This window comes from Agrobacterium sp. P15N1-A (assembly GCF_044626815.1).
In the GTDB taxonomy this organism is placed as follows: domain Bacteria; phylum Pseudomonadota; class Alphaproteobacteria; order Rhizobiales; family Rhizobiaceae; genus Agrobacterium; species Agrobacterium leguminum.
In genome coordinates this window covers 78,681-91,916 of record NZ_JBIUPF010000011.1, presented here as the reverse complement: position 1 = coordinate 91,916, position 13,236 = coordinate 78,681, and the positions used below count along the sequence as shown (strand labels likewise).

11 protein-coding genes are annotated in these 13,236 nt (G+C 62.7%); all 11 read left to right on the top strand.

Features of this window, described 5'->3' with window-relative positions; translation table 11 throughout:
- The first annotated feature begins 43 nt into the window (after nt 1-43).
- Nucleotides 44-3,085, top strand: a complete 3,042-nt coding sequence (locus tag ACIK7D_RS26665; RefSeq protein ID WP_400158012.1) for an SPOR domain-containing protein — start codon at nt 44-46, stop codon at nt 3,083-3,085.
- Nucleotides 3,086-3,345: 260 nt separating this feature from the next.
- On the top strand, nt 3,346-4,362 hold the full coding sequence (gene nagZ / locus ACIK7D_RS26660; protein ID WP_400158011.1) for a beta-N-acetylhexosaminidase: 1,017 nt from the start codon (nt 3,346-3,348) through the stop codon (nt 4,360-4,362).
- A 58-nt stretch (nt 4,363-4,420) separates the two neighbouring features.
- Nucleotides 4,421-5,269 carry a segregation and condensation protein A gene (locus ACIK7D_RS26655; RefSeq protein ID WP_400158010.1) on the top strand — a complete coding sequence of 283 codons (849 nt, stop codon included), beginning with the start codon at nt 4,421-4,423 and terminating at the stop codon, nt 5,267-5,269.
- A complete protein-coding gene (gene scpB, locus ACIK7D_RS26650; RefSeq protein WP_137003629.1) occupies nt 5,259-5,993 on the top strand; it encodes an SMC-Scp complex subunit ScpB in 735 nt (244 codons plus the stop codon). The genes ACIK7D_RS26655 and scpB overlap by 11 nt, the downstream gene beginning before the upstream one ends.
- 128 nt (nt 5,994-6,121) lie before the next feature.
- The gene (locus tag ACIK7D_RS26645; protein ID WP_003509722.1) at nt 6,122-6,328 is read left to right on the top strand and encodes a twin-arginine translocase TatA/TatE family subunit; all 207 of its coding nucleotides are present in this window, start codon (nt 6,122-6,124) and stop codon (nt 6,326-6,328) included.
- 157 nt (nt 6,329-6,485) lie between these two features.
- On the top strand, nt 6,486-7,253 hold the full coding sequence (gene tatB, locus ACIK7D_RS26640) for a Sec-independent protein translocase protein TatB (protein ID WP_400158009.1): 768 nt from the start codon (nt 6,486-6,488) through the stop codon (nt 7,251-7,253).
- A complete protein-coding gene (tatC, locus tag ACIK7D_RS26635; protein ID WP_080816887.1) occupies nt 7,250-8,053 on the top strand; it encodes a twin-arginine translocase subunit TatC in 804 nt (267 codons plus the stop codon). Before tatB ends, tatC begins: the two co-directional genes overlap by 4 nt.
- A gap of 102 nt (nt 8,054-8,155) precedes the next feature.
- Nucleotides 8,156-9,439: a serine--tRNA ligase gene (gene serS / locus ACIK7D_RS26630; RefSeq protein ID WP_174022421.1), complete on the top strand. Its 1,284-nt coding sequence runs from the start codon at nt 8,156-8,158 to the stop codon at nt 9,437-9,439.
- A gap of 206 nt (nt 9,440-9,645) precedes the next feature.
- A complete protein-coding gene (gene surE / locus ACIK7D_RS26625; RefSeq protein ID WP_400158008.1) occupies nt 9,646-10,416 on the top strand; it encodes a 5'/3'-nucleotidase SurE in 771 nt (256 codons plus the stop codon).
- Nucleotides 10,413-11,066 carry a protein-L-isoaspartate(D-aspartate) O-methyltransferase gene (locus tag ACIK7D_RS26620; RefSeq protein ID WP_003522731.1) on the top strand — a complete coding sequence of 218 codons (654 nt, stop codon included), beginning with the start codon at nt 10,413-10,415 and terminating at the stop codon, nt 11,064-11,066. The genes surE and ACIK7D_RS26620 overlap by 4 nt, the downstream gene beginning before the upstream one ends.
- Before the next feature lie 345 nt (nt 11,067-11,411).
- A complete protein-coding gene (locus ACIK7D_RS26615; RefSeq protein WP_162936636.1) occupies nt 11,412-12,977 on the top strand; it encodes a LysM peptidoglycan-binding domain-containing M23 family metallopeptidase in 1,566 nt (521 codons plus the stop codon).
- The last annotated feature ends 259 nt before the right edge of the window (nt 12,978-13,236 follow it).

Genomic DNA, 13,236 nt, shown 5'->3' with positions numbered 1-13,236 from the left:
ATACGCTGGCAAGAGCTGCAATGCGTAGATGGTGGAACACGTAATGGTCGAAAAAAATGTCGCGTATAACCGGGACGCCCGGTCCGAAGGGTTCGCTGACAACGATCCTCTGGCAGAACTGGCGCGTATCGTCGGCTTCGAAGATCGTCCTTCGCATGCGGGTTCCGAGGCTGCGCCGCGCGCCGCTTCGCCGGTGACCCGCCGCGAACCGGAATTCAACCTCGAGGACGAGCTTCTGCGGGAGTTCGAGGTTTACGATGCGCCGCACGCCGATCCGGTCGTTCTTGACCCGGCAAACGATGTTCGTGCGGGCATCCACCCCAACGATTTCATGCAGCGTGTCGAATCGGTTTTCGCCCGCCGCGAGCCCGAGCTTGCGCCGGCGGACGAACCCGCGCCCGTGGCCGCATCCGCACCGGAGGTGAGGGAAGAGCCGCTCCCGGAAGTCGATCAGGCCTATATTCACAACTATGTCGAAACGACCACGCAGGACATTCGTGCGGATTTCCGCGACGATGCCTCCGCGGTGGCGGAAGTTTTCGATGTGCATTCGCGCCAGCCGCGTCCCGCCGAGCCGATGGTTTACCAGCCCGCCGCCCAGCAGGTGGCATGGGAAGAACCGCAGGCCGCAGAACCCGTCGAGCCAGAATGGCACACGATGCCGGAGCTTCCGGCCGATGTTTCGAGCAACATTCACGCCGATGGTCATTCCTATGCGCCGGAGCCGCAGGCTTTCGATCTCGCCGATGAGGTGGAAATAGCTGTCGCCGAGGAAGCGCTCGCACCGGTTTCCGTGCGTCCGCCGTCGCATGGCGGCCGTTCCTCGCTGGAATTTTCCAGCCTGCGGCTGCCGCTCGCCAATTTCGGCGCGCGCCGGGATGTTTCAGCCGCCGATCCGAAGCGGGTCGAGCCGCGTTCAGAACAGCAGCCTGCCGCAGTCCGTATCGAGCCGCAGGTGGAGCCCGCTCCCGCGCCTGCCGTCGTGCGGGCGGAAGAGACCGCGCCGTCCTTTACGCCTCCGGTCGCCGAGACCTTTGCGCCTGCCGCAGAGCCTCTGGCGTTCGAGGTTGCCGAGAAGCCGGCAGCGAAACATCTCTCGCCGATGGACGAGTTGATTTACGACGTCGCGAAATATTCCATTCCCGGTCGCGGCGAAACACCGCTGGTGCAGGATGTTCCCGCTGCGCAGGCTGCAAAGGTGGAGCCGCCCGTGGTTACCGCCGCGCCGGTGAAGGCGGCGCCGATTGTCGCTGCTCCGCCCGCAGCACCTGTTGAAGAACTTGATTTCACGGATTTCGGCGGCTTCAACGACGATGATTTCGAGCTTGCGCTCGACGATCTCGATCTTGATCTGGACCTGTCTGAAATTGCCGAGGCGGAAGTTGCGCCTGCGCCCGCACCGCAGCCCGTTCGCCAGCCGCCGGCCGCTCCGGTCGCCGCTGCTGCCGTTGCGCCGCAGCCGGTGAGGGAACAGCCGGCACCTCAGCCGCGCCCGGCCCCCGTTGCCGCCGTGGCACCGGTGGCCGCTGCTGCGGTTCAGCCGCGTCCGGCCGCCGCAGCACCGCAGCCGGCCGCGCCGCAGACGCTGGAAAGCCTGCCTTTCGATCCTTCGCAGATCGGCGAGACGGAAGAACATCCGGAAAACATCGTCGAGATGGACGTGCCGGAACTGCCGGTCGGGGTTTTCGAACCCAAGCCTGCCGCGCGCCGTCATGAGGAAGATCTCGATATCGATACCGAGCTTGCGACGCTGTTTGCGCCTGCGGTTGCCGGCGGTCTCGACCGTCATAAACATGCGGAAAACCGTGGCGCCGCCCAGGCGCGTCCCGCGCAGGCTCCGGAAGAGGCCGACGAATTCGAACGGGCGCTGGAAGAGGATTTCCGCCGCTCCATGCAGGAGGCTGCGGCTTCCCGCGGCAGCGCCCCGCGCGATGCCGAAAACACCTATGTCGACCATCAGGCGGCCTATCGTGAGGAAGATGAACGCGGCGGTCGCCGCTGGATCATGCCGGTTGCCGCCGCAATCGGTCTGGTGCTGATCGGTGGCGGCGTTTACGCGCTGGTCTCCGGCGGTTCGTCCAGCACCGGTTCCAATGGCGCGCCGGTCATCATCTCCGCCGATAACGATCCGATGAAGGTCGTTCCGGAAAATCCGGGCGGTCGCGTTGTGCCGAACCAGGACAAGGCGGTTTATGACCGCGTGGCCGGTGGCAGCGCTGCCGATCCGAAGCAGCCGGCGCTGATTTCCAGCAACGAGCAGCCGGTGGATGTGGTTCAGCGCACGCTGATCCCCGAACAGTTGCCGCTGGAAGGCGAAAACGACGCGGATGTGGAAGCCGCCGGCACGCCGGTTGGCGAGACCGAGGATCCGCGCCTGCTTTCGCCGGAAGAAAAGGCCGCACAGACCGAAGGTTCGGCTGCAACCGGCGTTTCGCCGCGCAAGGTCCGCACCATGATCGTCAAGCCTGACGGCACGCTGGTTGCCCAGGAGGTCGAGGTGCCGGCAGCCCAGCCGCCGAAGGCCGACAAGGTCGAGGAGCTTGCAGCACCGCAGACCGCCAAGCCCGGTGAGGGCGCTCCCGCCGTCATCGCCGCATCGCGGGTTCCGGTCGCGCCGGAACAGGCTCAGCCGCAGGCAAATACGCCTGCCGCCGCCGCCAAGCCGGCAGCGCAGTCGGCAGCACCGCTTCCTGCGGCGCGTCCGTCCTCGCAGCCCGCCAATGTGGTGGCAACGGTGACCAACCAGGGCAATGTCCGCCCCGCGACCGCTCCGGCGCAGCCGCAGGCCGCGCAGCAGCAGACGGCAGCCGCGACGCCGGCAGCGACCAGCACGCCTTCCGCCGGTGGCTACTACATCCAGATCGCCTCGCTGCCGAGCCAGGCCGAAGCCCAGAAGTCCTACCAGAACATGTCGGCCAAGTTCGGCTCGGTCATCGGTGGACGCGGCGTCGACATCAAGGCCGCTGAAATCGCCGGCAAGGGCACGTTCTACCGCGTCCGCATCCCGGCGGGTGACAAGAACGAAGCCGTGGCGCTGTGCGAAAAGTTCCGCTCGGCCGGCGGTAGCTGCCTCGTGGCGCGGTGAAGATACGCGCCGGGGGTAGTACCCCGGCGCTGATTGTCTAACGACAGTGACGGAGCAGCTAACCTCCGTCATGCCGGACTTGATCCGGCATCCAGCCACGGCGCGTCTGCGCCGTGAAACGAGTCTTACGCGATCAAGGACTTGATCGCGCTGGACCCCGGCTCGGAGGCCGGGGTGACGGACGGTAAACGTCGCCGCACCGGCATTGGCCGAGGAGCAGGCAAAGTTCTTCCCATCTATTCTGTAACAGGCGTGACACCATGACCGATTGCAAAGCTATGATCCTCGGATGCAGCGGGCTTTCGCTGACTGCCGACGAGATTGCCCTTTACCGCGATGAGCAGCCCTGGGGCTTCATCCTGTTCGGGCGCAATATTGGCGAGCCGCAGCAGATTACCGATCTCGTCGCCGCCATGCGCGATGCCGTCGGGCGGCCAGATGCGCCGGTTCTGATCGATCAGGAGGGCGGGCGCGTGCAGCGTATCAAGCCGCCGATCCTGCAGGCCTATCCGAATGCCCGCATTCTCGGTGAAATCTATGAGCGCGACCGGGGGGCGGGCCTGCGCGCCGCCTGGCTGATGTCGCGCCTGCATGCTTTCGACCTCATGAAATTCGGCATCAACGTCGATTGCCTGCCGGTGCTCGATGTGCCGGTGGAAGGCGCCAGCAATGTCATCGGCAATCGGGCTTATGGCTACACGCCGACAATGGTGGCCGAGATGGGGCAGGCGGCGGCCGACGGCCTGAAGGCGGGCGGCATGCTGCCTGTCATGAAACATATGCCAGGCCATGGCCGCGGCATGGTGGATTCGCACCATGAACTGCCGGTCGTCGATGTATCGCTCGATGAGTTGGACGCCCATGATTTTGTGCCGTTCCGGGCGCTGAACCGCGAATTGATGGCGATGAGCGCGCATCTGGTGTTCAACGCCGTCGACCGCGAACGGCCGGCGACGACCTCGCCGAAGGTGATCGAGGACATCATTCGCGGCCGGATCGGCTTTGACGGCCTGCTGATGTCCGACGACAGTTCCATGAATGCGCTGAAGGGCACGCTCGGTGAAAGAGCTGCGAATATTGTTGCGGGCGGCTGCGATATAGTCTTGCATTGCAACGGTGTGATGGGTGAAATGCTTGAGGTCGTGAAGGAGGTTCCCGTTCTTTCCGGCCGTTCGCTGGAGCGGGTGCGGGCCGTGGAAGCGGGTTTCCCCGCTGCGGACCCTTCCGACGAAGCGGAGCTGAGAGCCGAATTCAACGCCATGTGGGCCGTTTCCTGACAGTCGGGCGGCGGCCCGTTACTCGGGACGACAGGCCGGACGCCCGGCGGATGGAACAATGGCCGCAGACAAGTCTCGCAATTCGACACCGATGGACAAGCTCTGGCAGGATGTGACGCCGGAGCGGCTGACGGGCGAGGCCGGGCTGGTCATCGATGTCGCGGGTTTCGAAGGCCCGCTCGATCTGCTGCTGCATCTTGCCCGCACGCAGAAGGTCGATCTGTCGCGCATTTCGGTGCTGGCGCTCGCCGAACAATATCTGCAATTCGTGGAAAGCGCGCGCCGCGTGCGCATCGAGCTTGCGGCCGATTATCTCGTCATGGCGGCTTGGCTCGCCTTCCTCAAATCCAAGCTCCTCATTCCGCAGCAATCGAAGGATGACGGTCCCTCGGGCGAGGAAATGGCCGCGACGCTGGCGTTCCGGCTGAAACGACTGGAGGCGATGCGCGAGGCGGCGGAACGCCTCGTCAACCGCGCCCAGCTCGGCCGCGATGTTTTTGCCCGTGGCGCGCCGGAGCATATTCCGCATATCAACCGCTCGGCCTATGAGGCCAATCTCTACGATCTCCTGAGCGCCTATGCCAATCTGCGGCAGCGGCAGGCGATTACCCAGGTCACGATTGAAAAACGGCAGGTCTGGTCGCTTGTCGAGGCGCGTGAGCTTCTGACCCATCTCCTCGGCGATGTCGGGGAATGGACCGTGCTCGATCAATATCTGCTGCAATATGTGCCCGATCCCGCCATGCGGGTGACGGCGATAGCCAGCGCCTTTGCCGCTTCGCTGGAGCTGGTGCGCGAGGGCTCGCTGCAAATCCGGCAGGAGGGCGCTTTCCAGCCGATTTATATGCGCAGGGGTGGACGAGACGACCGTGCGGTGAATGCCGAAAGGACTGACAATGATGAATGACGATGAGACCGCCGAGGCCACCATCGCGGCCGAAGGGGCAGAGCCCGAAACCACGGTATTTTCCGAGCGCCAGCTGAGGGAGGCCGAGCGGATCGCCGAGGCCCTGGTCTTTGCCTCGTCCGAGCCGGTTTCCGTGGCTTTCATCGCCGAGCGCCTGCCGCGCGGCATGGATGTCGTCGCCATTCTGCAGCATCTCAAGGTTCTTTATGCGGAGCGGGGCGTCAATCTCGTGCAGGTGGGCGGGCAATGGGCCTTCCGCACCGCCGGCGATCTTTCCTTCGTCATCCGCGCCGAGGAAAAGGAGCCGAAGAAGCTGTCGCGCGCGGCGCTGGAAGTTCTGGCGATTATCGCATATCATCAACCGGTGACACGCGCCGAAATCGAGGAAATCCGCGGCGTGCAGACCTCGCGCGGCACGCTTGACGTGCTGATGGAGGCGGGCTGGGTCAGGTTCCGTGGCCGCAGGCGTACACCCGGCAGGCCGGTGACGATCGGCACCACGGTGGAGTTTCTCGACCATTTCGGCCTTGAGGAATTGCGCGATCTGCCGGGCCTCGAGGAGCTTAAGGGGGCAGGGCTGCTTTCGGGCCGCATTCCCTCCAATTTCGGCGTTCCTCTGCCGATGATGAGCGACGAATTGCGGGAGGACGAAGACCCGATCACGCAGCTCGATCTCGAGGAACTGGGCCTGCTTGCGCCGGGCGGCGGCGATGGCGACGACTGATATCGCCATCCTGTTGGCGGGGCCACGAAAACTTTATGCGCACTCGCTGTCGAAGCGACGATTTGTCGTTTGAAAAAGCCTTTCAAACGTCTTACATCGTCTGAAAGCGAAATTCAGGAGTTTCAGTTATGGGTTCTTTTAGTGTGTGGCATTGGCTCATCGTGCTGGTGATCGTTCTCGTCCTCTTCGGACGCGGCAAGATCCCGGAATTGATGGGCGATGTCGCAAAGGGCATCAAGAGCTTCAAGAAGGGCATGGCTGACGAAGACCAGACGCCGCCGCCGGCCGATGCCAACACGAAGACCGTCGACCACAAGGCTGACGAGATCAAGTAAGCGGCCTGTCGCCGCTTGGTGTGGGACTGGCGCTAGAGCGCCGTGCGTTCTTTCGGACGTACAAGGACGCTCTACCACTTGTATGTTGCGCATCGTTCCGGTCGAAAATCGATTCCGATTTTTGGGGCCGATGCGCTAGGGTCTCGGGAGCATATTGATGTTAGATATCGGCTGGAGCGAGCTTCTGGTGATTGCGGTCGTATTGATCGTGGTCGTCGGGCCGAAGGACTTGCCGCCCATGATCCGCGCTTTCGGCAAGACGATGGCCGGCCTTCGCAAGATGGCGGGGGATTTCCGCACCCAGTTCGACGAGGCCCTCAAAGAGGCCGACATGGACGATGTGCGCCAGACCATCTCCGATGTCCGCAATCTCAACCCCACCAGCTCGCTGCGCGATGCGATGAACCCGCTTCGCCAGCTCGGCAACGAGATCAAGTCCGATCTGCAGAAGGCGACCACCCCGCCGGACGGCCTGTCTTCCACCCCTGCGCCTGTCGCAGGCGAGCCGGTTGCGCCGCTGGTCAGCGTGCCCGAACCGGAGATGAAGCTGCCGGATGCGCCGCCTGCTGTCGCCGCATCCGCCGCGCCGGTTGCCGCAGCCGTCGCTACGGAGGAGAAGCCGAAGCGCGCGCGGGCGAAATCGGTTGCGACCGTGGAGGCCGAAGCGGTTGCCGCCAAGCCCAAACGCGCCGCCCGCAGCAAGGCCGCGGCGGCAACGCCTGAAACCGCCCCGGTTGTGAAAACTGCCGCGAAAACCAGTGAGCCCGCCGTTTCGAAGCCCGCTGTTCCCAATCCCACCGTGAAGGCCGTCGCCAAAAAGGCGACCGTCAGGAAGTCTGCCGCAGACAAGGCGGTCGTGGCCGAGACCAAGCCGGCGAAAACGGCAAAAACCAAGGCCGCAAAGCCCAAAAAGGATGAAGCATGAGCGGGGATATCGAGGATAAGCCGCAGCCGCTTATCGAACATCTCATGGAGTTGCGCACGCGGCTGATCTGGGCGCTCGGCGCGTTCTTCGTCGCCTTCATCGCCTGTTTCGCCGTTGCCAAGCACCTGTTCAACCTGCTCGTCATTCCTTACAAATGGGCGGTTCTCTGGGCGGGCCTCGATGTCACGAAATCGTCGCTGATCTATACCGCGCCGCAGGAATTCTTCTTCACGCAGATCAAGGTCGCCATGTTCGGCGCGATGGTGATCTCGTTTCCGGTGGTCGCCTCGCAGCTCTATAAATTCGTCGCGCCCGGGCTTTACAAGAACGAACGGGCAGCCTTCCTGCCGTTCCTCATCGCTTCGCCGATCCTTTTCCTCATCGGTGCGGCGCTCGTCTATTTCTTCTTCACGCCCATGGTCATGTGGTTCTTCCTCGCGATGCAGCAATTGCCCGAGGATGGCGAGGTGGCGATTTCGCTGATGCCGAAGGTGTCGGAATATCTCAGCCTCATCATGACGCTGGTTCTCTCCTTCGGTCTGGTGTTCCAGTTGCCCGTCGTGACCACGCTTCTGGCGCGTGTCGGGCTTCTGACCAGCGACTGGCTGCGTGAGAAGCGCAAGTTCGCGATCGTCATGGCCTTCGTGGTCGCCGCCGTGCTGACGCCGCCGGATCCCATGTCCCAGATCGGTCTTGCGCTGCCTGCGATCATTCTCTACGAGATTTCCATCTACATGGCTCGACTCGTGGAGAGGAAACGTGCGGCAGAATCCGCAAGCACGGAGCTGGAGGAGACCTGATATTCTTGAAGGTCTCGCCGCTCACGACATTTCCTCGCGCCGGGCTGATGCCCGGCGTTTTGCTGTAAAACACGGACGATGCAACAACGGTCTGGAACGACGATGCACGACATTAAATGGATACGCGAAAACCCCGAAGCTTTCGATGCGGCGCTTGCACGCCGAGGTGCGGAGCCTGCCGCCAGCGGCCTGATCGCGCTGGATGAAAAGCGCCGTTCCGTCATCCAGTCCCTGCAGGACATGCAGTCGCGCCGCAATGCCGCTTCCAAGGAAATCGGCGCCGCCATGGCGCAGAAGAACATGGAGCTTGCCGAAAAGCTTAAAGCCGAAGTCGCCGATCTCAAGGACAACATGCCGCGCGCGGAGGAGGAGGACCGTCAGGTCACCGCCGAGCTGAACGACGCCCTGTCGCGCCTGCCCAACATGCCCTTCGACGACGTGCCCGACGGCAATGACGAGCATGACAATGTGGTGACCCGCGTGGTCGGCCAGAAGCCCGGCTGGAACCATGAGGCCAGGGAACACTTCGATATCGGCGAAGCGCTCGGCTATATGGATTTCGAGCGCGCCGCCAAGCTTTCCGGTGCGCGCTTCACCGTGCTGACCAGCCAGCTCGCGCGTCTGGAACGGGCGCTCGGCCAGTTCATGATCGACCTCCACACCGGCGAACATGGTTATACCGAAGTGTCCTCGCCGCTGATGGTGCGCGACGAGGCGATGTTCGGCACCGGCCAATTGCCGAAATTTACCGAGGACCTGTTCAGGACCACGGATGGCCGCTGGCTGATCCCGACGGCGGAAGTGACGCTGACCAACCTCGTCTCCGGCGAAATTCTCGATCAGGAGAAGCTGCCGCTGCGCTTCACGGCGCTGACGCCGTCCTTCCGTTCGGAAGCGGGCTCGGCCGGGCGCGACACGCGCGGCATGCTGCGCCAGCACCAGTTCTGGAAGTGCGAACTCGTCTCCATCACCGATGCGGAAAGCGCCGTTGCGGAACATGAGCGCATGACGGCCTGCGCCGAAGAGGTGCTGAAGCGCCTTGGCCTGCATTTCCGCACCATGACGCTCTGCACCGGCGACATGGGCTTCAGCGCCCGCAAGACCTACGATCTGGAAGTGTGGCTGCCCGGCCAGAACACCTATCGCGAAATTTCGTCCTGCTCGGTCTGCGGCGATTTCCAGGCGCGGCGCATGAATGCGCGTTATCGCGGCAAGGACGACAAGGCGACGAAATTCGTGCACACGCTGAACGGCTCCGGCACGGCCGTCGGCCGCTGCCTGATCGCGGTTCTCGAAAATTATCTGAACGAGGACGGTTCCGTCACAATTCCAGACGTGCTGCTGCCCTATATGGGCGGTCTGAAGCGCATCGAGAAGGCGGCCTGACTGTTCGTCTGCTAAAGACGCGGCCGTCATTCCGGCCTTGAGCCGGAAGCCAGCCAGCCCAAGTCCTTGGGCTGAAAAAGAATCTTCCCGCCGCGCAGACGCGCGTCGACTGGATTCCGGCTCAAGGCCGGAATGACGGTCGTGGGGGTGCTTCTGTGAGAGAAATCATTGTGTCCTCATAGTGGGATACAGCAGCGGAGGAAAACATGCGGATTTTGCTGACGAATGACGACGGTATCCACGCCGAAGGTCTGGCCGTGCTGGAGCGTATCGCCCGCACGCTGTCCGACGATGTCTGGATCGTCGCGCCCGAGACCGACCAGAGCGGCCTTGCTCATTCGCTGACGCTTTCCGAACCGCTGCGCCTGCGAAAAGTTTCCGACAAACATTATGCGCTGCGCGGCACACCGACCGATTGCGTCATCATGGGCATTCGCGAAGTTCTGCCTGAGAAGCCCGACCTCGTGCTGTCAGGCGTTAATGCCGGCGCCAACATGGCCGATGACGTGACCTATTCCGGCACTATTGCCGGCGCCATCGAGGGCACGCTGCAGGGCGTGCGTTCCTTCGCGCTCAGCCAGGCCTTCAGCCATGTCGACGGCCGTGTCGTGCCGTGGGAAGTCGCCGAAACCTATGCGCCGGACCTTCTGCGCAAGCTGATGAATGTCGATCTGCCTGATGGCACGTTCCTCAATCTCAATTTCCCCAATTGCGCGCCCAAGGATGTGCAGGGCATTTCCGTGACCGGGCAGGGCAAGCTCGATTTCGGCCTGACCGTGGAAGAACGACAGGACGGCCGCGGTTTTCCCTATTACTGGCTGCGCTTCGGCGAGCGTCTCGGCACCTTCCGCGAAGGCACCGATATCCACGCTTTGAAACATGGCAAGATTTCCGTCACACCGCTTAAGCTTGACCTGACGGACTACACGGTGAAGGATCGGGTTGCGCAAGCACTTGGATTCGGAGTCGCCGATTGAAATCCGCAATGGTCGAAAAGGAAGGTTTTGCCGCTCTTGTTCTCCGCCTAAGGGGCGAGGGGATTTCCGATCTCGACCTTCTGACGGCGGTTGAGCAGACGCCGCGCTCCAAATTCGTGCCGCCGCAATTTGCGGCGGACGCCTATTCCAGCCGCACGATCCCGATCGACTGCGGCGCCTTCATGGAAGGCGCCGACATGGCGGTGAAGATCCTTGCCCGCCTGCAGCTGAAACCCGGCCAGCGCGTGCTGGAAATCGGCACGGGCAGCGGTTTCATGACCGCGATCATCGCGCGCCGGGTGGAGCGCGTCTTTTCGCTGGAGCGTTACAAGACGCTGGTGCAGCAGGCGCAGAACTGTCTAGACGATCTCTCCATTCGCAATGTCGTCATCCGCCAGGCGGATGGCAGCAACGGCCTCGTGGGCGAGGGTACCTTCGACCGCATCGTCTCCACCGCCGCCTTCACCACCATGCCCCGCTTCTTTGCCGAACAGATCGTTTCGGGCGGCATGATGATCGCGCCGATCATTCTCGAAGACGAGCGTTGCGTGATGACGCGCTTCTCCAAGACCGGCAGCCGCTTCGAGAAGGAAGAGCTGTTCGAGGCGCCTTACCTGCCGCTCAGCACCCATATTGCGCGTCATTTGTGACAAAATGAAAATTTTGGAGACATTCTATTTTTGTCTCCTAATGTTCTGAATTGCCGCAACTATCTGATTTTCAATATCATTATTGTATCAACATGACGCATCCGGTTTTCGTCATGGTTATCGAAGTGTCAAAAAAGCGCTGAACGGCTTAACGTTTTAACGGCGTGGTAACACTAACGCGCTTTAATCATAAACATCGACGCATGGTTTTCCCCACCTCGGGAAATGGGCCTTGCAAGAAGTGAAATTTGTGCCGGATCGGTCTCGATGCGGCGGGTTGGCGTCAGTGTAGATCGAGTCATGCGTATGAGACATTCGTCTAAAATCGGAAAATCAGTCGCAAAAATGTTCGCAGCGGCATTGCTGGCAAGCGTCGCAACGGGCTGTAGCTCGGATGCAACGCGGTTCAGCGGCCTCTTTTCCAGTGGACCGGACCAGATGACCACGGCGTCAATTCCTGCCCGTCAGGGCGGCGGTGCTTACGGGCAGGCCCCGGTTCCGCAGGGCGACATGAATGGCGGTTACGCCTCTGCCGCACCGCAGGGCGGTTATGCCAACCAGAACATGGCGGGTAATTCCTACCCGCAATCGGGTGGTTATGGCGGCGTCCAGCCTTCCACGGCCCGCTCGGCTTCGGCCTCTCCGGTGCAGCGCTCCGAGCTGTCGGCGCCGACGGCGGTGGCAAACCGCGATCCGTCGACCCGCAACGAAGCCATGGCCCAGCCTTTCCCGTCCGCTCAGCCCAAGGCCGCGCCATCTCTTGCAGCGCCCGCCCGGCAGGCTGCCGCTCCCGTTACCGACAATCTGACGACCGCAACCGTTCGTTCCGACAAGAACGGCTGGCACACCGATGGCGCTTCCTCCGTGACCCTGCGTCCCGGTGAAAGCATCGCGACCCTCTCCAACCGCTACGGCGTTCCGGAAAAGGAACTGCTGCGCGTCAACGGTCTGAAGACCGCATCCTCGGCGCAGGCTGGCCAGTCGATCCTCATTCCGAAGTTCGGTCAGATCCGCAATGCCGCCAAGGACGCGGCTGGCGATATCGCCCTTAACCGCAATGGCGACCAGCCGACACCGCTGCGTAGCCCCGAGGGGAATGTGGCCGTGCTGCCGTCGCAGGCCGCCGCCCGTGACAAGGTTTCCTCCGAGACCGGCAAGCTGACGCCTCCCGGCGGCAAGCCGCTGCCGCCCACCGGTGGTTACAAGGTTCAGCCCGGCGACAGCCTGGCGAAGATTGCCCGCGAGAACGGCGTGTCGGTCGCTGCCCTCAAGGCGGCGAACGGTCTCAGCAACGAAAGCATCCGCGTCGGCCAGACGCTCAACATGCCGGGCGCTTCGACGGATGCCATCAAGACGGCTTCCGTTCCCGCCAAGGAAGCGGCCAAGCCGGTCGAAACCGCATCGGCCAAGCCTGAGCCCTACAAGGCACCGGCTGCTGCCGCGGCTCCGACTGCGCCTGCCACACCGGCCACCGCCAGTGTCAGCGACATCGAGAAGAAGGCCGACATGGCTTCCGTCGCACCGGAATCCACGGGCATCGGCAAATATCGCTGGCCGGTTCGTGGCGCGGTCATTAACAATTTCGGCGACAATGTCGAAGGCAGCCGCAACGATGGCATCAACATCTCCGTCCCCGAGGGCACGCCGATCAAGGCCGCTGAAAACGGCGTGGTCATCTATGCGGGCAACGGCCTGAAGCAGCTCGGCAACACGGTTCTCGTCCGCCATGACGACGGCAAGGTCACCGTTTACGGCAACGCCGCCAATCTCGACGTGCAGCGCGGCCAGAAGGTCCAGCGCGGCCAGACCATCGCCACATCGGGCATGACCGGCAGCGCCAAGCGTCCGCAGGTTCACTTCGAAGTTCGCAAGGATGCGACGCCGGTGAACCCCTCCAGTTTCCTTGAATAGGTATTGCGTCTCAAGGAATGATGAAGCCGGGTGAAGAGCCCGGCTTTTTCATTTTTGGGGTAATGCGTGCGGAAAAAGTTCTGGAATGGGTGCCTCGGGCTTAGTGGGTATTGGTTTCTCGCGGTTTTCTCCTCCGTCATGCCGGACCCGATCCGGCATCCAGTCGACGCGCGTCCGCGCGGCGGAATGAGTCTCCTCAGCCCAAGGACTTGGGCTGGCTGGATACCGGCTCAAGGCCGGTATGACGGATGTGGGGATG